This is a genomic window from Streptomyces sp. NPDC001816 (assembly GCF_042892235.1).
GTDB lineage: Bacteria > Actinomycetota > Actinomycetes > Streptomycetales > Streptomycetaceae > Streptomyces.
Window position 1 is genome coordinate 16774 of the sequence record NZ_JBIATY010000006.1, and the last position, 22806, is coordinate 39579.

At 71.2% G+C, this 22806-nt stretch carries 21 protein-coding genes, 2 tRNA genes and 1 riboswitch; of the genes, 12 read left to right on the forward strand and 11 right to left on the reverse strand.

What is annotated here, in order from left to right:
* Positions 1–17 precede the first annotated feature (17 nt).
* The 3 genes from lhgO (at position 18) to ACFYZZ_RS21720 (ending at position 3536) form a co-directional block, all read left to right on the forward strand.
* Complete coding sequence (gene lhgO, locus ACFYZZ_RS21710; protein WP_389178309.1) at positions 18–1226, forward strand: L-2-hydroxyglutarate oxidase; 1209 nt, start codon at positions 18–20, stop codon at positions 1224–1226.
* Positions 1227–1361: 135 nt separating this feature from the next.
* Positions 1362–2213 carry a tRNA (guanosine(46)-N7)-methyltransferase TrmB gene (gene trmB / locus ACFYZZ_RS21715; protein WP_389178312.1) on the forward strand — a complete coding sequence of 284 codons (852 nt, stop codon included), beginning with the start codon at positions 1362–1364 and terminating at the stop codon, positions 2211–2213.
* A gap of 36 nt (positions 2214–2249) precedes the next feature.
* Entirely contained in the window at positions 2250–3536 is a 1287-nt protein-coding gene (locus ACFYZZ_RS21720; RefSeq protein ID WP_389178315.1) for a PrsW family intramembrane metalloprotease, read from the forward strand.
* Positions 3537–3614: 78 nt separating this feature from the next.
* On the opposite strand, the gene ACFYZZ_RS21725 is transcribed toward ACFYZZ_RS21720, so the two are convergent.
* The 5 genes from ACFYZZ_RS21725 to ACFYZZ_RS21745 form a co-directional block, all read right to left on the reverse strand.
* Positions 3615–4559: an aldo/keto reductase gene (locus tag ACFYZZ_RS21725; protein WP_389178318.1), complete on the reverse strand. Its 945-nt coding sequence runs from the start codon at positions 4557–4559 to the stop codon at positions 3615–3617.
* 73 nt (positions 4560–4632) lie between these two features.
* Entirely contained in the window at positions 4633–5664 is a 1032-nt protein-coding gene (locus ACFYZZ_RS21730; protein WP_389178321.1) for a M23 family metallopeptidase, read from the reverse strand.
* Between the two features lie 7 nt (positions 5665–5671).
* Positions 5672–5831: riboswitch (cyclic di-AMP (ydaO/yuaA leader) on the reverse strand.
* Positions 5832–6072: 241 nt separating this feature from the next.
* Positions 6073–7284, reverse strand: coding sequence for a PP2C family protein-serine/threonine phosphatase (locus ACFYZZ_RS21735; RefSeq protein WP_389178324.1), 1212 nt, complete (start codon positions 7282–7284; stop codon positions 6073–6075).
* A 200-nt stretch (positions 7285–7484) separates the two neighbouring features.
* Positions 7485–7558: transfer RNA gene (locus ACFYZZ_RS21740), tRNA-Met, on the reverse strand.
* Positions 7559–7625: 67 nt separating this feature from the next.
* Positions 7626–8759, reverse strand: coding sequence for a dihydrofolate reductase family protein (locus ACFYZZ_RS21745; protein WP_389178327.1), 1134 nt, complete (start codon positions 8757–8759; stop codon positions 7626–7628).
* A gap of 75 nt (positions 8760–8834) precedes the next feature.
* Here ACFYZZ_RS21745 and ACFYZZ_RS21750 point away from each other — a divergent pair, with 75 nt between their 5' ends.
* Positions 8835–9365 (forward strand): MarR family winged helix-turn-helix transcriptional regulator, encoded by a 531-nt coding sequence (locus ACFYZZ_RS21750; RefSeq protein ID WP_389178330.1) that lies wholly within the window; start codon positions 8835–8837, stop codon positions 9363–9365.
* Positions 9366–9511: 146 nt separating this feature from the next.
* The gene (ribA, locus tag ACFYZZ_RS21755; protein ID WP_389178333.1) at positions 9512–10147 is read left to right on the forward strand and encodes a GTP cyclohydrolase II; all 636 of its coding nucleotides are present in this window, start codon (positions 9512–9514) and stop codon (positions 10145–10147) included.
* Positions 10148–10462: 315 nt separating this feature from the next.
* Here the strand turns inward: ribA and ACFYZZ_RS21760 are convergent, their stop codons facing one another.
* Positions 10463–11425 carry a DMT family transporter gene (locus tag ACFYZZ_RS21760; RefSeq protein WP_389178336.1) on the reverse strand — a complete coding sequence of 321 codons (963 nt, stop codon included), beginning with the start codon at positions 11423–11425 and terminating at the stop codon, positions 10463–10465.
* 237 nt (positions 11426–11662) lie between these two features.
* Positions 11663–12934: a glycosyltransferase 87 family protein gene (locus ACFYZZ_RS21765; RefSeq protein WP_389178339.1), complete on the reverse strand. Its 1272-nt coding sequence runs from the start codon at positions 12932–12934 to the stop codon at positions 11663–11665.
* A 336-nt stretch (positions 12935–13270) separates the two neighbouring features.
* On the opposite strand from ACFYZZ_RS21765, the gene ACFYZZ_RS21770 reads away from it, so the two are divergent.
* A complete protein-coding gene (locus ACFYZZ_RS21770; protein ID WP_389178342.1) occupies positions 13271–13561 on the forward strand; it encodes a DUF6087 family protein in 291 nt (96 codons plus the stop codon).
* A gap of 135 nt (positions 13562–13696) precedes the next feature.
* Here the strand turns inward: ACFYZZ_RS21770 and ACFYZZ_RS21775 are convergent.
* The 4 genes from ACFYZZ_RS21775 to ACFYZZ_RS21790 all read right to left on the reverse strand — a co-directional run bounded on the left by ACFYZZ_RS21775 (position 13697) and on the right by ACFYZZ_RS21790 (position 16487).
* Positions 13697–13769 (reverse strand) — tRNA-Lys (locus tag ACFYZZ_RS21775).
* A gap of 202 nt (positions 13770–13971) precedes the next feature.
* Positions 13972–15633 carry a tyrosine recombinase XerC gene (gene xerC / locus ACFYZZ_RS21780; RefSeq protein WP_389178346.1) on the reverse strand — a complete coding sequence of 554 codons (1662 nt, stop codon included), beginning with the start codon at positions 15631–15633 and terminating at the stop codon, positions 13972–13974.
* Positions 15634–15638: 5 nt separating this feature from the next.
* The gene (locus ACFYZZ_RS21785; RefSeq protein WP_389178349.1) at positions 15639–15902 is read right to left on the reverse strand and encodes a hypothetical protein; all 264 of its coding nucleotides are present in this window, start codon (positions 15900–15902) and stop codon (positions 15639–15641) included.
* A 156-nt stretch (positions 15903–16058) separates the two neighbouring features.
* Entirely contained in the window at positions 16059–16487 is a 429-nt protein-coding gene (locus ACFYZZ_RS21790; RefSeq protein ID WP_389178352.1) for a hypothetical protein, read from the reverse strand.
* Positions 16488–16766: 279 nt separating this feature from the next.
* Between ACFYZZ_RS21790 and ACFYZZ_RS21795 the strand changes: the two genes are divergently transcribed.
* The 6 genes from ACFYZZ_RS21795 (at position 16767) to ACFYZZ_RS21820 (ending at position 22805) form a co-directional block, all read left to right on the forward strand.
* On the forward strand, positions 16767–17057 hold the full coding sequence (locus ACFYZZ_RS21795; RefSeq protein ID WP_389178355.1) for a helix-turn-helix domain-containing protein: 291 nt from the start codon (positions 16767–16769) through the stop codon (positions 17055–17057).
* The gene (locus ACFYZZ_RS21800; protein WP_389178358.1) at positions 17054–17374 is read left to right on the forward strand and encodes a hypothetical protein; all 321 of its coding nucleotides are present in this window, start codon (positions 17054–17056) and stop codon (positions 17372–17374) included. The genes ACFYZZ_RS21795 and ACFYZZ_RS21800 overlap by 4 nt, the downstream gene beginning before the upstream one ends.
* Positions 17375–17389: 15 nt before the next feature.
* Positions 17390–17875, forward strand: a complete 486-nt coding sequence (locus ACFYZZ_RS21805) for a hypothetical protein (RefSeq protein ID WP_389178361.1) — start codon at positions 17390–17392, stop codon at positions 17873–17875.
* Complete coding sequence (locus ACFYZZ_RS21810; RefSeq protein WP_389178364.1) at positions 17872–18150, forward strand: hypothetical protein; 279 nt, start codon at positions 17872–17874, stop codon at positions 18148–18150. The genes ACFYZZ_RS21805 and ACFYZZ_RS21810 overlap by 4 nt, the downstream gene beginning before the upstream one ends.
* Positions 18147–20807 carry a bifunctional DNA primase/polymerase gene (locus tag ACFYZZ_RS21815; protein ID WP_389178367.1) on the forward strand — a complete coding sequence of 887 codons (2661 nt, stop codon included), beginning with the start codon at positions 18147–18149 and terminating at the stop codon, positions 20805–20807. Before ACFYZZ_RS21810 ends, ACFYZZ_RS21815 begins: the two co-directional genes overlap by 4 nt.
* A gap of 360 nt (positions 20808–21167) precedes the next feature.
* Positions 21168–22805 (forward strand): DEAD/DEAH box helicase, encoded by a 1638-nt coding sequence (locus ACFYZZ_RS21820; RefSeq protein WP_389178369.1) that lies wholly within the window; start codon positions 21168–21170, stop codon positions 22803–22805.
* Position 22806: the final 1 nt, after the last annotated feature.

Below are 22806 nucleotides of genomic sequence, written 5' to 3' on the forward strand. Positions count from 1 at the left end.
GTGGGAGGTGGTGCACGGTGCGGGTCGGGGCGTACGACTGTGATGTGCTCGTGGTCGGGGGTGGGATCGTCGGGCTGTCCACGGCGTATGCGATCACGCGGTCCGCGCCGGGGACACGGGTGACCGTGCTGGAGAAGGAGCCGGGCCCGGCCCGGCACCAGACGGGGCGCAACAGCGGGGTCATCCACAGCGGGATCTACTACCGGCCGGGCTCGCTCAAGGCGCGGTACGCGGTGCGGGGCGCGGCCGAGATGGTCAAGTTCTGCGCCGAGTACGGCATCGCGCACGCCGTCACCGGCAAGCTGATCGTCGCCACCGAGCGGGAGGAGCTGCCGCGGCTGCACGCGCTCGTCCAGCGCGGGCGGGAGAACGGGATCCCGGTGCGGGAGCTGGGCGCCGCACAGATCGCCGAGTACGAGCCGGAGGTCAGGGGACTCGCGGCCATCCACGTCGGCACAACCGGGGTGTGCGACTTCGTGGGCGTCGCCCGGCAGCTGGCGCGGGCCTCGGGGGCGGAGATCCGGTACGGGGCCCGGGTCGTCCGGGTGGACCGGCGGCCGGAGCGGGGTGTGGCCGTGCTCACCGCGGGCGGCGACGTCGTGCGCGGGCGGGTGCTGGTGAACTGCGCCGGGCTGTACTGCGACGAGGTGGCGCGGCTGACCGGGGACGAGCCCGAGGTGCGGATCGTGCCGTTCCGGGGGGAGTACTACGAGCTGGCACGGCCCGAGCTGGTGCGGGGGCTGGTGTATCCGGTGCCGGATCCGGCGTTCCCCTTCCTCGGCGTGCATCTGACCCGCGGGATCGACGGGGGCGTGCACATCGGGCCCAACGCGGTGCCGGCGCTGGCCCGGGAGGGGTACGGGTGGAGGGTCGTACGGCCCCGGGAGCTGGCCGGGACGGTGGCGTGGCCGGGGTCCTGGGTGATCGCCCGGCGGCATTGGCGGTACGGGGCGGGGGAGCTGCGGCGGTCGGTGTCCAAGGGGGCGTTTCTGCAGGCGGTGCGGAGATTGTTGCCCGCGGCGGAGGAGGCGGATCTGGTGCGGGCCCCTGCCGGGGTGCGGGCGCAGGCGGTGCTGCGGGACGGGACGCTGGTGGACGACTTCCTGATCCGGGAGGGGGCTCGGGCCGTGCATGTACTGAACGCGCCGTCTCCTGCGGCTACCGCTTCGCTGCCGATCGGCAGGGAGGTTGGGCGCCGGGCGCTGGACATGCTCGGCTCGCTGTAGTGCCGTCCCAGGGGGCTCCGCCCCCTGGACCCCCGGCCTATGCCCACCCACCACCCGACTCGGTGGGTCGAGAAGGCACCGTCCCGGCCCCGGTCGGCTCGGGCGGTCGGAGAGGCGCCGTAAAATCGAGGCACTGTGTCTGACTCCCTCAACGCCCCCGAAGCCCCCCGGTCCGCTGCTGCCGATGCTGCCGAGCCGGTGTCCTCGCATGTCCCCGGTGTGTCCGTTCGGCACAGCCGGGCCAAGGGGGAGCCGCGGTTTCCGGACGGGCCCAAGGCCGATCCCGCCGGGTCGCACTTCGAGCGGCGGATCCGGAGTTTCCAGCCCCGCCGCAGCCGGGTGACCGCCGGGCAGGCGGACGCGCTGCAGCGGCTCTGGCCCAAGTGGGGGCTGGACATCGACGGGCAGCGCGTGATCGATCTCGGCGAGCTGTTCGGGAACGACAAGCCCGTCGTGCTGGAGATCGGGTTCGGGATGGGCGAGGCCACCGCACAGATGGCCGCCGGGGACCCGGACACGAACATCCTCGCCGTGGACGTGCACACGCCGGGCCAGGGCAACCTGCTCAACCTCGCCGACCAGAACGGGCTGTCCAACGTCCGGGTCGGGAACGGGGACGCGATCATCCTGCTCCGGGAGATGCTCCGGCCCGACTCGCTCGACGGGCTGCGCGTGTACTTCCCGGACCCCTGGCCCAAGAAGCGGCACCACAAGCGGCGGCTGATCCAGCCCGAGTTCCTGTCGCTGGCCGCGACCCGGCTGAAGCCCGGGGCGATCGTGCACTGCGCGACGGACTGGGAACCGTACGCCGAGCAGATGCTCGAAGTGCTCGCCGCGCATCCGGACTTCGAGAACACCCAGGCCGACGGCGGTTTCTCGCCGCGTCCCGAGTTCCGGCCGCTGACCCGTTTCGAGGGACAGGGACTGGACAAGGGACATGTGGTGAACGATCTGCTGTTCCGTCGCGTACCGCATCAGCAGCAGTAGCAGCCCCTTCGTCCTGTCATCGTTAGGGTCGATGCCGTGGCCATCAGTCCTCCGTACCCGACCTACTCCCCCGGACCCGGAAGCGGAGCGCATCCGCACTGGTGGCAGCGCCGGTGGGTGCGTTACGGGGCGCTGATCACGCTGCTTGCCCTGTCCGGCCTGGTGATCCTCGCGCTGGTGCGCCGGCAGACCGGCACGGAGGGCTTCCTGGTCGGGCTGGGCCTCGCCGTCCTGCCCGTACCCTGGCTGATAGCCGCCTTCCGGTGGCTGGACCGGGTCGAACCGGGCCCCTGGCGGAATCTGGTCTTCGCGTTCGCCTGGGGCGCCTGCGCGGCGGCGCTGATCGCCATCGTCGCCAACAGTTTCGCCACGAAGTGGATCGCCACCTCGACCGCCGACCCCGCCGGCGCCGACACCCTCGGCGCGACCGTGATCGCGCCCATAGTGGAGGAGTCCGCCAAGGCAGCGTCCGTGCTGCTGGTCTTCCTCTTCCGCAGACGCGACTTCACCGGGATCGTCGACGGTGTCGTGATAGCCGGGGTCACCGCCACCGGGTTCGCGTTCACCGAGAACATCCTCTACCTGGGCACGGCCTTCGGGACCGACCAGCTCACCGGTGACCGCGGCATCGCCTCCGTCACTGCCGCCACCTTCTTCGTGCGCATCGTGATGTCCCCGTTCGCGCATCCCCTGTTCACCGTGCTCACCGGCATCGGCTTCGGGATCGCCGCGCTCTCCTCGGAACGGCAGCACGCCCGGCGCGTCCTGGTTCCGCTCGGCGGGCTGCTGCTCGCGATGAGCATGCACGCCTTCTGGAACGGCTCCTCGGCCTTCGGCGAGTTCGGGTTCTTCGCCGTCTACGGCGCCTTCATGCTGCCCGCCTTCGGGCTGCTGACATGGCTCGCGATCTGGACGCGGCAGCGGGAGCTGCGGACCGTGCGGGAGGAGCTGCCGGCGTATGTGTACGCCGGGTGGCTGGGGCCGGCCGAGCCGTTCGTGCTCGGGTCGATGCGGGCGCGGCGGATGGCCCGGGACCACGCCCGGCAGCACTTCGGAGGGCGGCCCGCGGCCCGGGCCGTGGCGCAGTACGAGGCGTACGCCACCTCGCTGGCGTTCCTGCGGCAGCGGGGGCGGCGGGGGCGGGCCGGGGCCGACTTCGTCGTACGGGAGCAGGAGTTGCTCGCCGAGCTGTGGCGGCGCAGGGGCGTCGCCCGGCCGGCCCTGGAGTACGCGGCTCGGGCTTCCGCTCCCGCGCCGGTGTTCTGGGGGGCATACGGCCATCCGGCGATGCCGCAGCCTCTGTACAACCCCTATCGGTCGTAGACCCTCGGGTTGCGGAGAGTCCGGCACCGCCGGTTCACGCCGCCGTAGTTGAGCGCCGGCGCGGCGGAATCGGAGAGGTCAGGCGGAAGCCTGGGTCAAGCGGTCCACTTCCTCCGTGGTCAGCTGCAGCTCCCCCACCCCCAGCAGCGCCGGCAGCTGCTCCACCGTCCGCGCCGACGAGATCGGGGCCGTCACCGTCGGCTGGGCGGCCAGCCAGGCGAGGGCGACCGTGGCGACGGGGGCCTCGTGGGCGGCGGCGATCTCGTCCAGGGCCGTGAGGACCTTCTGGCCGCGCTCGGACTCCAGGTGCCTCGCGGCCGAACCGGCGCGGGCGCTCTCGACCGTCGTACCGGGGCGGTACTTCCCGGTGAGGAAACCGGAGGCGAGGGCGAAGTACGGGACCGCCGCGAGGCCTTCACGGGCGGCGAGGTCCTGCAGCGGGCCTTCGTAGGTGTCGCGGGAGACCAGGTTGTAGTGGGGCTGGAGGGCGACGTACCGGGCCAGGCCCTCGCGCTCGGAGAAGTCCAGGGAGGCCTGGAGGCGCTCCGGCGAGATGTTCGAGGCGGCGATGTGCCGGACCTTGCCCGCCTTCACCAGCTCGTCGAGTGCACCGATGATCTCCTCGACGGGCACCTCGGGCTTGTCGAAGTGCGTGTAATAGAGGTCGATGTGGTCGGTGTCCAGGCGGCGCAGGGAGGCGTCGGCGGCCGCCTTGATGTTGGCCGCGGTCAGGCCCTGGTACTGGGGGTGCTGGCTGACCTTGGTCGCGATGACGACGTCGGAGCGGTTGCCGCGGGCCTTCAGCCACCTGCCGATGATCGTCTCGGACTCCCCGCCCTTGTGGCCCTCGATCCACGCCGAGTAGGAGTCGGCGGTGTCGACGAAGTTGCCGCCGGCGGCCGTGTAGGCGTCGAGGACGGCGAAGGAGGTCTCCTCGTCGGCGGTCCAGCCGAAGACGTTGCCGCCGAGGGCCAGGGGGAAGACCTGAAGGTCGGATGAGCCGAGTGTGCGCAGGGAAGTCATGCTCTACGACAACACCGGCGGTGAATGATCGCATTCCGCTGCCGGTGCCGAGTTCCCGCAGGAGAAGGACGTGTCAGGGGGCGAGGCCCTTGTCGCGCAGCCACGCCATCGGGTCGATGCCGGTTGCCTGGCCGCCCGGGTGGACCTCCAGGTGGAGGTGCGGGCCGGTGACGTTGCCGGTGGCGCCGACACGGCCGATGACGTCGCCGGTGCTGACCTTCTGCCCGACGGAGACGCCGATCGAGGACTGGTGGCAGAACCACAGCTCGGTGCCGTCGTCCAGGGTGAGGACGGTGCGGTAGCCGTAGGCGCCGGCCCAGCCCGCCTGAGTGATGGTGCCGCTGTGGATGGCCTTGATGAGGGTGCCGGTGGGCGCGGCGAAGTCGAGGCCGGTGTGGTAGCCGGAGGACCACATCGATCCGGGCTGGCCGAAGGTGCCGGTGATCGTGTACGAGACGACCGGCAGCTTGTACTGCTTGGCCAGCGCGGCCAGGCGCTCTTCCTCGGCCTTCTTCTTGGCCGCGGCCTCCGCCGCCTTCTTGGCCTCGGCGGCCTTGGCTGCGGCTTCCTTCTGCGCCTTGGCGGCCGCGTCGGCGGCCTGCTTCTCGGCGGTGGCCGCCGCTATCGCGGTGGCCTTGCTGTCGGCCTTGCTCTGCTGCTGCTCGGCCTGGGCCATGATCCGGTTGCGCAGGGCCTCGCCCGCGTCGCTCTGGTCGCTTGCGGCGTCGGTCGTGCCGACGTTGGTCAGCGAGGCCGTGGTGGCCTTGGGCGCGTCGGAGGAGGAGCCGTCGTCGAACAGGGAGCTGACGGAGTCCAGGTCCGGCATGGAGATGGAGACCGGCGGCTTGCCGGTGTGGGCGCTGGCCATGCCGCCCGCGCCGACGGCGGCGATGACACCGACGCCGAGGACCGTGGAGCTGCGGGCGAGTCCGCCGCCGCGCTGCTTGCCCACGCGGTGCCGACCGCGTACCGGCCGGATGGACTCCTCGGTGGGGTTCCACTCCTCCCAGGGGCCCTCGTCGGTGCTCTGAGCGCCGAAGTAACCGAAGGTCTCGGTCTCGCTCGGCATGAACGGGGCTTCTGGGGCAGGCCGGTTGGACGCCACGAAGGCGCACTCCTTTCCTTCCTCCGCCTACCGGGTTAGCTGACGGGTTCGGAGCAGGAAGGTCTCCTACGCGCGTATACCTGCCGTGCTTCCACGGCGGCATCCGCGTGATTCACCCCAAGGTGGTGGTTCCCCGGTTCCCTTGCGGGATTCGGCGCGTGCGCACGGAGCCGCCTCTTGTGACGGCTGGGACGACCGCGCTGCGTTATCGAACGTTAATAGACCCGGACGTCAGATTCCAAGCCGTTCTGCTTGATCATTAACGTTTTTCGGGGCGGACGTAGGCGTCAGGACCGGTGGAAAACGGGCGAGTTGACCGGCGTCCAGGAGTCTCGGCAGTTTTGATGGTGTCTCAGATGTTATGCGGAGGGCTTCCGTCCGATCACCTTGGGTGACACTGGCGGGTCGTCAGGGCCGCCGTACGGCCAGCAGCGCCATGTCGTCCGTCATCCCGCCCCCGGAGTGCCGGCGCACCTCCGCGGCGAGGCGGCCGAGCAGCGCGCGGGGGTCGGGGAAGCGGCGTCCGGCGAGCCGGCGAAGGGGGTCGTAGAAGCGGCCGTGGGCGTCACGGGCCTCGGACAGGCCGTCGGTGTAGAGCAGCAGGGTGGCGCCGCTCGGGAAGCCGGACTCGGTCGCGCGGTCGGGCCACCGGCCGAGGTCGGCCATGCCGAGCGGCAGCGCGGGTTCGTGCGCGGCCAGGGTGCGCAGGGTGCCGTCGTCGTGCAGGAGCAGCGGTGGCGGGTGGCCGCGGTTGACGATCCGGACGACGCCGTCGTCACTGCCGCCGCTGCCGCCGTGCGGGAGTTCGGCGAGGACGGCGGTGGTGAAGCCCTCGAAGGCGTCGGTCCCGTCCCGCCGGGTGCCCTCGCGGGCCAGCGCCCGCTCCAGCCGCGCGGCCACCGCCTCCAGCGTGGTCTCCTGCTCGGCGGCCTCCCGGAACGCCCCGATGACCACTGCGACGGCGGCGACCGCGTCCATGCCCTTGCCGCGTACGTCCCCGACGACCAGCCGTACGCCGTGCGGGCTGTCCTGCACCGCGTACAGGTCGCCGCCGATGAAGGCGTCCTCCTGTGCCGCCTCGTACCGGGCCGCGATGTCGAAGCCGGCGATGCGGTCGTCCGGTTCGGGCACGACGGCTCGCTGGGCGGCCTCGGCGATCTCCCGGGCGGAGGCGAGCCGCTGGTCGCCGAGGCGCAGGACGCGGTTGATGGCGGCGGCCAGCACGGCGACCGTGGCCACGGTGACGATCTCGGTGATCGTGTGCACGTCCGTGGGGGGACCGGTCCGGGTGGTGACGACGACGGTGGCGACCAGGGCGGCGAGTCCGGTGAGCAGCGTGGTGCGCAGCGAGGACAGGGGCGCGGCGATCAGCGGGGCGGCCGTGAAGAAGGGCACGGCGGTGAAGGCGCGCGGCGTGAGCAGGTCGTACCCGATCCCCGCGGCGACCAGGAGGGCGGGCAGGGCGCGGGCCAGGGCGCGCGGGGTGGGGTGGCGGCCGCGGCGCCGGCCCGACGGCAGGGGCGCGCGGTCCGAGCCGGGGCCGGGGTTCGGGGCGCGGTCGCGCGGGAGTCGGCTGCCGGCCCTGGCGTACGGGCTCTCCTCCAGCTCACCAGGGCGCACTGCTCTTCTCCCGTGTCCTTGACCTGCGTCCAGCGTGGCGGGAGCGGGGAGGGCGGGCGACCGCTGTGGACCGAGCGGATGACAGACTGTGACGTATGCCACTCGGCGTTCTGCCGCAGAACTGCCTCGGCCGTCCACGAAGGAGCCGGGAAACACTCAGGGCCGGAATCCATTGCTGGATTCCGGCCCTGAGCCTTCAGTAGCGGGGACAGGATTTGAACCTGCGACCTCTGGGTTATGAGCCCAGCGAGCTACCGAGCTGCTCCACCCCGCGTCGTTGTGTCTCAAGCATACGTCATCCGCAGGACACGATGCACACGGGTTTCCCGCGGGGGTGCCGGTCAGGGCAGCAGGTGGGCGTTCGGCTCCTTCGCCAGGCTCTCGTACTCCGGCAGCACCACGGCCGCCACGCCCGCGCTCTGCAGCATCCCGGTACCGTCCGCCGCCGTCACGAAGGTGTCCGGCTCCCGCCAGGCCGTGACCACCCGCCGTACGCCCGCCCGCAGGATCAGCTCGGCGCAGGGGGCGGGGCGGGAGGCGCGGCGGGTGCAGGGTTCCAGGCTGCTGTAGACGGTGGCGCCGGGCAGCCGCGGGTCGGCGGGGTCGATCTTCGCGAGGGCCGCCTCCTCCGCGTGCACCACGGGGTCGCCGCCCTCGCGCGAGTGACCGCGGGCCAGCTCCGTGCCGTCGGCCGCGACCACCACGGCGCCGACGCTGAAGGCGGTCTGCGAGGGCGGGCACAGGGCGGCGAGTTCGCAGGCGGTGCGCAGCCAGTGGCGGTCTGCGGCGACGGGTTCCGGGCCGGTGCCGGGTGCGGTGGGCTCGTAGTGCATGAGGACGACGTCCTCGATCCGGCGGGTCTCGGTGAGGCGGAGCCGGCCGCCCTGGTACGCCCCCGGGCCGAACAGGCGCGGAGCCGCCGGGTCGCCGACGAACAGCGGGGCGAGGACCAGCTGGAGTTCGTCGGCGAGGCCCTGCTGGAGGAGCTGGGTGTGGACGGTTCCGCCGCCCTCGACCATCAGGCGGCGCACCCCGCGCACGTCGTGCAGGTGCTCCAGCAGGGCGCGCCAGTCGAGGTCGGGGCCGAGGGAGACCACGTCGGCGGTCCGGCCGAGGGCGCGGGCGGCCCGCTCGGCGCCCTGGTCCGTCGTGTACACGAGCTTCTCGCCGCCGGTGTGCCAGAAGTTGGCGGCGGGGTCGAGGTCGCCGGCGGCAGTGACGGTGACCTTCAGCGGGTATGCGGGCCGGCCGGCGGCGGTGCGGGCCGCCCTTCGCTCGGGCGAGTTCACCAGCAGGCGCGGGTTGTCGGCGCGGATGGTGCCGGCGCCGATCAGGATCGCGTCGACCGAGGCCCGTACCTCGTCGACCCGGTCGAAGTCGGCCGGGCTGGAGAGCAGGAGCCGGTCGGGTCCGGTGTCGTCCAGGTAGCCGTCGAGGGAGACGGCGGCGGACAGCAGGACGTACGGGTACGGCATCGGCGCGGTCTCCCTGGCGAGCGGTCACGAACGGGCGATCTTGGTTCAAGTTTGAAACAAACCTACACTGGTGGCATGACGACCCGCTGGCTCACCCCCGAGGAGCAGCGCGCCTGGCGCGCCTACATGGCCGCTTCCCGGCTTCTGGAGGACGTGATCGACCGGCAGCTCCAGCAGGAGTCCGGCATGCCACACCTGTTCTACTCCGTGCTGGCCAACCTCTCCGAGGCACCCGACCGGCGCCTGCGCATGACCGACCTCGCCGAGACGCTGAAGATCACGCGCAGCAGGCTGACGTACGTGGTGACCCGACTGGAGCGGGACGGGCTGGTGCGGCGGGAGGAGTGCCGCTGGGACAAGCGCAGCAGTATCGCGGTGCTGACGGACGCGGGGACGGCCGTGCTGGAGCGCACGGCGCCCGGGCATGTCGAGACGGTCCGCGCGACCCTGTTCGACCGGCTCACACCGGAGCAGGTGGGACAGCTGGAGGAGATCTGCACCGGGATCACGCGGGGGCTGCAGGGCGACGACAGCGAGGCCGGGGCGGGTGACGTCCCGTGGCGGCGCCGGTCGTCCTGCTCCTCGTCCCGGCCGGCCGACTCCTGAGTCACACAGCCAGTCGCAAGCCGAGTCACACGCCGAATCACACGCCGAATCACACGCAAGACCAATTGCTTTAACTTTTAAGCATGAGGTAGGGTCCCTACGACCGACTGCTTCAAATATGAAGCAAGCCCATCCGGAGGACCCGCATGCCCGACACCCCCGCCGCCACGCAGCGCGCCCGCGTCCGGGTACCGCTGCACTTCCACGACGGCTACCGCGTCGACGCCGAACTCGTCACCTTCCACGGACTGACCGACGGCCAAGAGCACGTGGCCGTCGTCCTCGGCGACCCCGGCCCCGTCCCGCTGGTCCGGCTGCACTCCGAGTGCCTGACCGGGGACGTCTTCGGCTCGGCCCGCTGCGACTGCGGTCCCCAGCTGCGCGAGGCAGTCGAGCGGATCGCCGAGCGCGGTGGCGTCCTGCTCTACCTCCGCCAGGAGGGGCGCGGCATCGGCCTCTACAACAAGCTGGACGCCTACGCCCTCCAGGACCAGGGCCTCGACACCTACGAGGCCAACGCCGCGCTCGGCCTCCCGGAGGACGCCCGCGACTACACGGCCGCCGCGCAGATGCTCGCCGCCCTCGGCATCGGGGAGCTGGACCTCCTGTCCAACAACCCCGACAAGGCGGAGCAGTTGCGCTCGCTCGGTGTCGTCGTACGGGACCGGGTGCCGACCGGCGTCTTCACCACGGCCCACAACGTCCGCTACCTGCGCGCGAAGGTCCTGCAGACCCAGCACACGCTGCCGCTGGGGGAGCTGACGGAGCTGAGCGCGGGCTGAACCGCGAGCCGGCTGCGGGTGTACGGAACCCGGGCTTGGGGGTCTCGACGGTGTCGGGTTCGCCGAGGGGGGTGAAGGTCTCGACGCCCCGCACACCTACCGCGGCTCGGGCACCGGAACCTGGCACCTGATCATGACGGTCCACCTGCCGCCGGGCGCCCTGCCGGGTCCGGGTCCGGTCCCGGAATGACCGGGACCGGACCGAAGGAGAGCCCGGTGGCTACCGGCCCCGACCGCCCGGTGACTACTGGCCCCGCCTACCCGGTGACTTCCGGCCCCGCCTACCGGCGACCACCGGCCTGGCCTACCCGGTGGCTACCGGCCCCGGCTACGTGCGCCGACGGGAACGGCCAGAAGGACCAGGCCCAACCCCAGGACGGCCAGCCCTCCCCACGACGCGGCCGGCAGGCGTTCGCCGAGGAGGGTGACGCCGAGGACCGCGGCCACGGCGGGCTCGGCCAGGGTCAGCGAGGTGGCCACCGACGCCGGGGTGCGGCGCAGGCCGTGCCCGAAGAGCCGGTAGGCCAGGTAGACGGTGAACACGGCGAGGTACACCGCGACCGCCGCACCCCGGGCAGTGGCGAGCCACCCCGTGCCGACGAACACGACGAGCGGCAGGACGAGCAGCCCGGCCGCGCCGAACAGCACACCCATCACCGCGCCGGACGGGTGCCCGCGGGCGATGAGCCTGCCGCCGACCAACGCGTAGACGGCGTACGACAGTCCGCCGCACGCGGCGAGGACGACGCCCGTCGGATCCATCGGCGTGGCACCGCCGGTCAGTTCGGGCCCCAGCACCAGGAGGGTGCAGCCGAGCACGGCGGCCACGGTGGCGCCGGTCCAGCGTGCGGTCGGCCGGGCCTGTCCGGTGATCCAGGCCAGCAGTCCGGCGAAGACCGGCGCGCTGCCCAGCGCGATCACGGTGGCCACGGCCACGCCGGTCCGGGCCACCGCCGGATAGAAGGTGACCGGATATCCGGCCACCGCCGGCGCGCCGAGGACGAGCAGCCACCGCTCGCCGCGCGTGCAGGAGGCGGGCAGCGAGCGGGCGCCGCGCGAGGTGAGGAACAGCAGGATGCCGCCGAGGGTGAGCCCGGCGCAGCCGATGGCCGCCGCCGGTGCGCCGGCCGGTGCCAGCGAACTGGCGGTCCCGGTCGTGCCCCACAGCACGGCCGAGGTCAGGACGGGAGCGGGGCCACCGAGAAGCCCCGCGCGAGAAGGACGCGGGCCGGCGGCGGCCGGGCGCGCGGGAGTCAGAGGGGTGGTGCGGTTCGGCACAGTCGTGAACTTCCGTCGTCGAATGTCGTCTGGGACTGGATCCGAAGCGGGCACACGACAACGACAGGCCCCCTCGCCGCCCTATGGGTCGGCCGGGGCCGGAAAACAAACCGTCAGTGTCTGCGCCCGGTCAGGCGCAGAGCGGCGGCAGAACGACGTGCCAGTAGGAGTTCACCCCGTGATGGTACCGGCGGGAGGCGGATGTGCCGAAGGTGCCGGATAGGTCGGTGCGGCCCGTCAGGCCCGCCAGTCGGCCGCCTGGTCCGTCCCGTGAGGCTGCCCGTCGGGCACGTCCGCGGACAGGGCGGCGGCGAAGCGGGGCCATGTCAGCAGGACGATCGGGTAGATGGCGTAGCCGATGCGGGTCGCTGGGGACAGCGCTATCGCCAGGGTCAGACCGAGTGCCAGTCGGTCGGCACCGGCCACGGCGCTCCGTGGCGGGCGGATCAGCAGCGAGAGGCCCACAGCCGCGGCACTCAGTGCGATGAGTGCCATCGTGACCGCTTCGCCGTGCGGGACCAGCACAGCGATCAGATGCCCCAACAAGGGGCTCTGCGCGGACGATGCGGTGGGGCCGAGACCCAACGGGTAGAGGACGACGTTGCGGTAGAAGGCAACGCTGTCCACCAGGGCCACGGGCAGGACGGTGATCAGGGCGATCCCCACGGATCCCGCTGCGCACTTGAGCGCGGCTCGCCGCCCGCCGCGCACCGCCAGGACGGCGACGAGCACCGGGATGGCAGGCCAGGCGGTCCACTTCAGCGCGGCCGCCGCCCCCAGGGCCAGCCCGGCCCGTCCGGCATCGCCCCGCTGCGTGAAGGCCAGGGCCAGGCACATCAACCCGATGACCGGCGGGTCCACACCGCCGATGGTGAGCGGCAGCGCGACGACAGGACATGCGATCAGCCACAACACGCCCGTCCTACCGGTGACCCCGCGCGGGGTGCCGACCCGACCGGCGTCCGTTTCCCGGCCGCTCGCCAGCACCCGTATCGCGCCCGCTACGGCCGCCAGGAAACCGGCGAGGAACCACAACCGGGCGCTGGTGAACGGGGTGTCGCCGAACAGCATGTGCGGTATGCCGAAGCACGCCATGCCGGGGAGGTAGGGATTGAAGTCCCGCACCATGTGCGGCGTGTGGTGGTACGGGCTTCCGGAGGCGAACAACAGGTCGGCCGCCCGTTCCACAACGCCGACCTCCATCTGCTCCTTGCTGATCACCGTCAGGTACAGCAGGGGCACGACGACCGCACCGACGACCGCGACCACGGCGGGCGCCGGCGCCCACGGCACGGACGACCTCGCCGCGACGAGTGCGGCGCAGCCGTAACCCAGTGCGGCGGCCAGCCCCCACGCTTCCTGCGAGGTGTCGGCGGGCGACAACAGGCCCACCACGAGCGCGGACACGGCACAGACCACCAGCACGGGCCAGTCCCACCGCCGCCCGGCACGCGGCGACCCGCCGGTGGCTGCGGTGCCCGACTCCCGTGCGTCAACGGCGGTTGACATCAGGCACCGGCCTTTCGCCGGATGCGGACGACGGGGTCGGCGGCATGGTGCCGCCGCTGACACGTGACGGACCCGGCGAGGCCGAGCGGAGGGGGGTTGATGATCACGGCGCACCCTTGCAAGTTGGTCTGTGCACGTCACGTCATCAACAGCGGCTGTACGCGATCTTCACCTCATGGGTACCCGCGGCCTCCGACGCGGCGAGGCGGTCGGCCTGGAAGAGAGCGAAACTCGCCTCCGGGTTCCGTCCGACAGCCGTCCGGCTCGGAAATCCGAACGGCCCGCAGTGGCCGCTACCCTCCTGACACAGCCGCCGCAGACGCGAGGAAGGCCAGAATGGACGACGAGCCGCTGAGGAACTGGGCGGAACGCCGCGACGCGAAGATCGGCCGACTTCGCGCCGTACCCGTCGTCTCCGGCGACGGCCCCAGGGCATCCCACCTGAACCCGGAGGCACCACGCGCCATCGAGCGCTGGAACGGGCACATGTGGGAGCCGTACGGGTTCGCCGCCAACCTGGCCGAGGCCAAGGCCGTCCTGTACCCGGAAGCCGGCGAGCCGCCGCCCGCAGGCCCGGTGCCGAAGCCGCTCGGCTCCGGCACCGGTAAGCACCGCAAACCCCGGTGAAGGAGGCTCTCATCCGCAGGCCGCGAGCGCTCCCGCTCACGCACGGGGCCGGAAACGACACAGCGCCCGAGCCGACCGAAGTCGACCCGGGCGCTGCACAGCAGGTCAGAGGGGATCAACCCTCCCCCGCAGCCGTAGGCCCTGTGGGACTCGAACCCACAACCAATGGATTAAAAGTCCACTGCTCTGCCAATTGAGCTAACGGCCCTTGTATCTGACATTGTATCGTCGCGCCCCATCTCACCCCAAGGAGCGCAGGTCAGCGAGCCGCTTTCCGCAGGCTCCAACCCCGTCTCACCCCATCTCACCCCAGCGAGAATCACGCCGTTGTATGGCGTTCGGGCCAGCACCGGGCCAGCAAGAAGGGCCCCCAACCCGCAGGTCGGAGGCCCTTTGCCTGTGCCCCAAGTCTACGCCGAGGGGGCCTCATTGTCAGTGCTGGCCCGTACGGTGGAAGCGTCCATTTCAGCGTCTGCTGGCTGCAACGCTGCTGCGCCCGGCCCCTGCCCCGGTACCTCGTCCGGAGCAGGGGCCGAGTCACGCGCACGCCGTGCCCGGGGGACGGCAGCGGCCGCGCGCTCGGTCAGGTCCTGCTCGTACTCCTCGAACAGCTCCATGTAGGTGTTCGAGGTGAGCACGACCGTGGAGTGCCGCAGCTTCTTCTTGGCGTCATGGATGTCCCCGCCGCCGGCCTTCACCAGGGCGGCCGCGCCGTGGCGGAGGTCGCGCAGGTTGATGGGCGGCAGGTCGGCGGCCTCGACCAGCCGCTTGAATTCCTTGCTGACGTCGTCAGGGTGCAGCCAGCTGCCGTCCTCGTCCGTGAAAATCTTGCCGGTGTCGGCCCAGGCCTTGCCGGCCTTCAGCCGTGCCGCGCGGGCGGCGTCCTGGTCGGCGCGATGCTTCTTCAGCACCTCTACCGTCTCGCGGTCGAGCATGACGGACGACGCGCTGCTGTCTGTCTTCGGGGCCGTCTCGATGACCTCCCAGACGTCCACCACCAGCTCGGTCAGCACGTCGATACGGGGCGGCACGATGTCCAGGTGCGCGTTCGTCCAGTCGGCGCCGACGCCTTCACCACGGCGCAGGCCATGGTGCGCGACCAGGTGGTAGAAGGCGTACAGGCGGGATGACTCGGCCTCGTCCAGGAAGGCGCCGAGCTGCTCAGGCGTCCACACCATGACCGGGCTGGGAACCTCACCGGTCGCTCGCCACCGGGCGACGCGCTCGGCCGTCCACAGCAGGCCCTTGGGGCGTGCGCTCGGGCCCAGTTCGACGTGAGAGGCAGCGTTGAAGGTGATCAGCTGCTGGCCGATGGCCTTGTTGAGGGCGGCGCGCAGGGTCCGGCGGATGGCGTGCCTGGTCGCTGCCGTGTTCGCCTTCCGGTACGGCTTCATCGCGTGCAGCTTGGCGCGCTCGGCGGCGAGGCGTTCGCGCTCGCTGGCCGGCGGCCTGCCAGGCTTGGTCCACTTGGCGCGCGCTTCCTGCTCTTTCCGGGCCTTGTTCTCGGCGCGGATCACGTCGCTTTCGTCGGCGATGGCGTCGAACATCGCCTGGACGTGACCGACCGTCAGCCGGTCGAGGCGGAGGTGACCAAGGTGGGGCTTGAGGTGAACGCGGATGTGGGACTTGTACGCGTTGTTCGTCGTGGGCCTGGTCTTCTTCGCCGCCATCCAGCGGTCGAGCCAGGCGGCCACGGTCATCTTCCCGTCGAGCGGGACGCCCACCCCGAGGCGCCGCTGGACCTCGGAGACCTGGGGGATGTCAGCACGACGCGCGGAGATGTCGGCGAGTAGATCTCCGACGCGTACCTGTTCGCTCGGTTCGTCTCCGGGCAGTTCGAGGATGGCCTGAAGGCGGGAGAGGTCGCCCTGGGCCTCCGTCACTTGCTTGTACCCGGTGCGCCGGAAGGTCCGGCGTTTCCCGTCGGCGTCCGGTGGCAGTTCCTGCCGGAGGGCGACGGACCCGTGGGACTTCTTCTTCAGCTGCGGGCACTTGTTGCTCAGCAGCTTGCCGTCCGGCCCGCGGCATTCGCATCGGCGGTAGACGCTTCCTGCCCGGCGCGCTGACGGCATGGGGACTACTCCTCTCCCTCGGGGGGCTCGTCAGGCTCGTCCCCATCCTCCGGCGTGCCCTCATCCCCCACGTTGAGGATGCCAAGCCCGAGACTCAGAACAAACTCTGTGTTCTCGTTGAGCCGGTCGAGCATTGGCTGATCCATGCCGCTGTTGGGGCGTACGGCGAACGCCAGCCCGTGCTTGGACGTGATGGGCACAAGAATCTCGCCATCTGGCAGTTCATCACTGAAGAAGTACCAGACCCGAGGGCTGCGCAGTGACTCCATGCATTGTCCCCCATCTCCCGCTCACGCGTTCGATTCCTACCCTAGACCAGCACCCTTTCTTCCAAAGGCGTCCGCACATGATCGCACCAGGAGTCCCACAGGTCTACAGGGTGCTTTCACATGTGACTTAGGGTGACGCAAAGGGGAATGCTTGATTCACTCGCCCGCGAGGTCCGGGGGAACCAGGGTGTCGATGAGGCGCAGCAGCCGGTCCCGCTGGTCCTTGGGCAGCTGGTCCAGCTTGTGCACATAGGCCTTGGCCTCGGAAGACCCACTCTTCAGCGGGTCGACCCCGAAGAACTGTGAGCTGGCCGCATCCTGGAGCGCTTCCACTGGCAGCCGGCAGGCTTCCGCGAGGGCGCACAGTTCCTCGTAGCCGGGAGCGGTGACCGTCTGGCCTGATTCCAACCGGACGATCCAGCCACGCGTGACCCGCTTCCCGGACACCGGGTCGACTGCCTTCCCCGCGAAGACGTCCAGGCTCTCGTTCAGCTCGGCGCGACGACCTCGGATGAGGTCCCTGAACTGTTGGCGCTGTTCAGGCTGCCCTGGCGTGTCGCTGGGCGTCGTTGGGTTGGCTGCCATGGGGGCCATCCTGCCACTCCTGTGGTCAAAGGGAGATGCGGGCCGTTCAGGGTCTGCAACGTCTAGTGAGACGTACGGGCAGGTCAGTTGGGGCGTTCATTGCGTGCACTGAACGGATTGTTCAGCACGTTGGCCGATCACGCCAGGTTGCACTGGGTCATTGACTGATTACTTACGCGCCACTTACTCATTCAGTCCACTGGACAAACCGTTCAGCGCATGGAATGCTCGCGCTCATCGCCGTTCAGTGCGATGAATGATCTGTACCGCGAGGTGAACGTGAGCGAAAGCGCACCCACGATGTACGCCGTCGCCAGCGGCGACCGACTGAAGACGCTCATGGAGCGCACCGGCACCGGTGAAGCGATCACCAGCCGCGAACTGGCCACCGCCGCCGGCGTGGCCCACGGGACCATCGGCGCCCTCATGTCCGGCGCCCAGTTGACCGTGCCCGAGGACAAGGCCCGGGCCATCACTGCCGCCCTCGGCGTGGAACTGAAGGTCCTGTTCATACGCGCCGAGCGGGTTGGCCGCACGTTCGTCCCCGTCGAGAGGGAGGCCGCCGTATGACCACCAAATTGGCAGCGCTTACCCCGGAGCAGGTCCTGGCCCTGCCGGCCATGCCGCCCGTAAAGCAGGCGTTCGCCGCCATGAACATCTCCGAGGGCACCGGCTACGGCCTGATCCGCGCGGAGCAGTTCCCCATCAAGGTCATCGAGTTCGGGCGCGTCCTCCGCGTCCGCAAGGTCGACCTGGTCGAGTTCCTCGGCCTCTCCCCGCTCGCTGCTGCCGAGGTCCAGTCGGCACCAGCGGCCACCAACAGCGACGCCCCCGGGGTCCAGCCGGAGGCGTCGCGTACCGAGCAGCCCGTGCCCACCAGCAAGTAGAGAACGGAGCAGCTCATGAAGCAGCTTCCCACGGCGCCGACCTCGGCGCCCGAGACTCCGGCCGTCTCCCGCGCCCTCGCGAACATCGAGGCCGCCAAGGAAGGCGCCGACCCCGCCGTGGCGGAGTTCCTCGACTCCCTCGCCGACCTCGTCCGCGAGCACGGCGACCCGGACGCCGTATTCGACTCGGTCATGAACCAGCTGTCCCGTGAGCAGCTGCGCGTCACCGCGGCCGCGCACGGCCTGCGCCTCTACTCGTCCACCGAGGCGTCGGTGGACGACGGCACCGTGACCGAGGTCGTGGCGTTCTGGCCCAGCTTCGCCATCGTGCCCCACGGCCAGCAGCCGGCCGACAGCCTCGCCCAGCTACGCGCCCGCATCGCCGAGCGCGCCGAAGAACAGCGGCTGTCCGAGGCCTTCCAGGCCAAGGTCGCCAGCGGATTCGTCGGCGACGTCGGCGAGTGGTTCGCCTGGATGCGGACGGGCGAGGCAGCGCAGTGACCACCACGACCGCGGGCGCCCGAACCCACGCCGGGCGCCCGCCCCAGCTCCAGCGCGTCGAGGGCGCCCTGTTCGTGGACCTCGACGGCCGCCGCGCCCGGTACGAGTGCTACCGCCCCGGCTGCCAGCACCCCATGGAAGGCCCGGTCCGCGCCATCGACAAGGACCCCAGCGACACGACCGGCAAGCGCCGTATCGGCATCGACGGCCTGGTGGCCTTCATCGACGGCGTCAAGGACCGGCACCTGAACACGCACCACGGGAGCCCCCGTTGACCGACTCACAGACCACCCCAGACCTCCGGGCCGCCGCCCGCGAGATGCACGACGCTGGCCTGTGCGTCCTGCCCATCAAGGCCGACGGCACCAAGAAGCCGGCCGTGTCCTGGCTCCAGTACAAGGTCGACCGCAGCACGCCGGACGAACATGACGCCTGGTTCCCTGAGGGCCGCCCCCGGGGCCTGGCCGTTGTCTACGGCGAGGTCAGCGGCGGCGTGGAACTGCTGGAGTTCGAGGGCCTCGCCATCCGCGAGGGCCTGCTGGACGAGGTCACGGAGATCATGGAGGCCTCGGGCCTCGCCGAACCGTGGGCCGCCGTCCTCAACGGCTGGGTGACCGAGTCGCCCAGCGGAGGCCGGCACTACCGCGTCCGCCTCGACGGCGCCCCCGTTCCTCCGAACCGCAAGCTGGCCTCCAGGCTGGCGCGCGAAGACGAGTACACCCCCGAGGAACGGCAGCGCGTCGCCGAGAAGCCCAACAGCAAGATCGTCCGTGTCCTCATCGAGACGCGCGGCGAGGGCGGGTACGGCCTGGTCGAGCCTTCCGGCGGCACCGTGCACGCCACCGGCCGCCCCTACGTCCGCGTCGCCGGCTCGCCGGCGTCCATCCCCGTCATCGACCCGGGCGTGATGGACGCGATCCGCACCGTCTGCCAGATGCTCGATGACCTGCCCAAGGCGGAGACCCCGAAGACGGCGCCGGCGCGCGACCTGCCGCCGCTGCCCGACGGCGGCCTGCGCCCGGGCGAGGACTACGAGGCCCGCGCGGACTGGGCGGACATCCTGCGCGGCACCTTCCGGCCCCTCATCACCCGCGGGAACACGACCTACTGGCAGTGGGCCGACGGCGTCGGCGGCGTGAAGGCCACGACCGGGCGGGACCCCGAGCGGGACCGGCTGTACGTGTTCGCCACCGGCTCGGAGTTCCAGGCCGAGGTGCCGTACACCAAGTTCGGCGCCTACGCCCTGTTGCAGCACGGCGGCAACCACAAGGCCGCGGCCTCCGCCCTGCGCTCCCAGGGCTACGGCTCGCCGCCGGAGCGGCGCCGCCTCACCTCGGTCCCCGCCCAGACCCAGCACTTCAGCGACGGCTCGACCGCGCTCGACGCCGAGCACGCGCCCGAGCAGGAAGGGTTCGAGGGCGGCCCGCAGCTGCGCGCCGTGCCCTCCAAGCCGGACCTGGACATCACCAACGAGGCCGACGCCCTCGACGGCGTCCTGAACCTCATGGGCACCGGGCAGCTGCCCGACCTCTACAAGCGCAGCGGCGGCCCCTGCTGGGTCCACCGGGACGACAACGACCAGCCGCGTATGCAGCAGCTGGGCACGGACAACCTGCGCGCGTACCTCGCCGACCACGTCCAGAGCTACACCGTCAAGCGCGGCCCGGACGAGGTCGAGCGCGAGGAACGCGAACTGTTCATGCCGAAGACCTGCGGCACCATCCTGGGCCGCAAGGACTGGCCGCTGCCCCCGCTGCGCGGCATCGTCACCTCGCCCGTGATCCGCCCCGACGGGACCCTGCTCGACGCCCTCGGCTACGACCGCCCGACCGGCCTGTACCTCGAACCGCGCGTGAAGCTGCGCCGCCTCCAGCCCCAGGTGACCACCGACAGCCTCAACCGGGCCAAGGAGATTGTCCTGGAGCAGGTCCTGGCGGACTTCCCCTGGGTGGCGCCGAGCGACCGGGCCCACTACGTCGGAGCGCTGCTCACCCCGATCCTGCGGCCGTACTTCCAGGGGCCCACGCCCATGTTCGTGCTCACCGCGACGGCGGCCGGCAGCGGCAAGTCCCTGCTGAAAGACATCTTCGGCTACTGCTACGGCACCGCGGACACGCCCTGGCCCGAGAACGACACCGAGCTGCGGAAGTCCATCACGACCCAGCTCTACACCACCGGCCAGCCGGTCGTCGTCCTCGACAACCTGCCGAACGGCTACGTGGTCAAGTCACCGGTCCTCTCCGCGCTGCTCACCGCGGAGACCTGGGGCGACCGCGTCCTGGGGTCGACAGCGTCCGTGACCATGCCCAATGACCGCCTGTGGATCATCACCGGCAACGCCCTGCGCACGGGCGGGGACAACGGCCGCCGGGCGATGTGGGTTCGCCTGGACCCGAACTGTCCCGACCCCGACCAGCGCGACGGATTCCGCATCGGCGACCTGCGGCCGTGGCTCCGCGCGAACGCCAGCACGCTGGTGGCCGCCTTGGTCACCCTCGTCCGGGCCTGGCTGGCCGCCGGCGCCCCGACCATCCGCACCCGCAAGGGCGACTACAGCGAGTGGGCCTCCCTCATGGCCGGCCTGCTCAACTACCTCGGCGTCGAGGGCTGGATGGCCGACCGGGACGACGCCCGCGACCAGGACGACGAACTGCTGGAGTGGGCCGCCTTCCTGGAGATGTGGCGCGAGAAGCTCGGCGCCGACCCGGTCCCGACCGGCGCCATCATCTCCGCCCTGCCCGACCACGTCCCGCGGCACCCGAAGACCGGCGAACTGCCCACCCCCAACCTGCTCGGCGGCTGGCTGAAGGCCCGGGACGGCCGGTACTTCGGCACCCACAAGGTCGTGAAGGTCTGGGACGCACACCGGCGACAGAACGTCTGGCGCGTCGATGTGCACGCCGACCGCGGCACCGGACGGCACGAGTCATGACGCCCGCCGGCGCAGGGAGTGCAGGGACCGCGCAGGGAGCCCTGCGGGGACCCGTCGCGCTCCCTGCACCCCATCCCACCTGCCCGAACGCAGGGAGGCAGGGAGTTGCGGGGACTCGCCCGCGCTCCCCTATGGCGCGCACGTCACACATGCACCGCACAACACACAACGACGCATGCCGTCGAACGACGTTGCCCGACTCCCTCACTGCGAAGACCTGAGCACAACTCCCTGCAACTCCCTGCCTCCCTGCAAAACCGCAGATCAGACCGCAGCAGGGACCGCAGCGCACTCCCCGCATCACCCCCCGCAGGTCCCTGCACTCCCTGCAAACCCCCAGCAACCGAACCGAGGTGAACCATGAGCACCGCCACCGCCACCGCCGTACCGCAGACCTTCACCCCCCGCCCGTACCAGGTCGAGGCCATCAAGGCACTCACCGACGGCTGGGCCGGCCCCCACAACCGGCTCGCCATCGTGCTGCCGACCGGCGCCGGAAAAACCGTGATCATCGCCAACCTGGTGCACCAGCTGCTCGACGGCCTCAACGGCCGCCGCGCCCTCGTCATCGCGCACCGCGAGGAACTGCTGGAGCAGGCGGCCGCCAAGCTGCGCGCCGTCGACCCCGCCCTGCGCGTCGGCATCGTCAAGGCCGAGCGCGACGAACACCACGACGTTGACGTGATCGTGGCGAGCATCCAGACCCTGGCCGTGCCCAAGCGTCGGGAAGCCATCCGCGACATCGGTCTGGTCGTGGTGGACGAGTGCCACCACGGCGCCGCGCGCACCTACATGGAGGTCCTCGACCACTTCGGCGCCTGGCGCGGCGTACCGACCGCGGGCGTGACCGCCACGATGACGCGCACCGACGGCGGCCTGTCCGAGGTCTGGCAAGAGGTCGTCTACACCCTCGACATCCTCGACATGATCACCGACGGGTACCTGTGCGACGTCCGGGGCCTGCGCATCACCGTGGACACCCTGGACCTCGACAAGGTCCGCACCCGCAACGGCGACCTGGTCGACGGCCAGCTGGGCCAGGCCCTGGAGGACTCCGGCGCCATCGACGCCATCGCCAAGGCCTACGCCGACCACGCCGCGGACCGGGCCGGCATCGTCTTCACCCCCACCGTGGCCACGGCCCAGCAGGCCGCCGAGGCCATGCGGGCGGCCGGCATCTCCGCGGCCCCGGTCTGGGGCGAGATGAGCCGCGACGACCGCCGGGAAACCCTGGCCCGGTACGAGGCCGGCGACGTCCAGGTGCTCACCAACTGCGCCGTCCTGACGGAAGGGTTCGACGCCCCGCACACCAGCTGTGTGGTCATCGCTCGCCCCACCCAGTCGCCCGGCCTCTACGTCCAGATGGCCGGCCGAGGCCTGCGCCCCGCCCCCGGGAAGTCGGACGCCCTGCTGCTCGACGTCATGGGTGCCTCGACCCGGCACAAGCTGGCCTCCATGGTCGACCTGACCGGGCGGGAGGTCGGCCAGGTCGAGGACGGCAAGACGCTCCGGCAGCTGGCCGAGGAAGCGGAGGCCACCGAGCGCCGGCACACCATGGCGGCCCGCGTCGAGGCCGAGGAGTTCAACGCGTTCGGGCAGTCGGCTATCCGCTGGCTCCGGACCGAGGACGGCACCTGGTTCATCCGCCTGACGAACCAGATGTTCCTGTTCCTCGTCCGCGACCCCGGGACCCGGCTGTACCGGATGCGCCGCTGGACCGAGGCGGAAGGCGTCTGCCCGCCCAAGGACGACACGCCGCGGCCGCTGTCCGAGGCCCTGACCTGGCTGGAGATGCAAGCCCGCACCATCGTGCCCGGGGTGTTCGTCGCCCGTCAGGCCCGCTGGAGGGCCGGACAGCCGACCTCCAAGCAGCTCGGCCTCTGCCGCCGCCTCGGCCTCAAGGTCCCGCGCGGAAGCACCGCCGGCGACGTCGCCGACCTCATCGACCAGGACCGCGTCGGCAGCGTCCTCGGCCAGCTGATCCTTCCCGCCGCGTGAC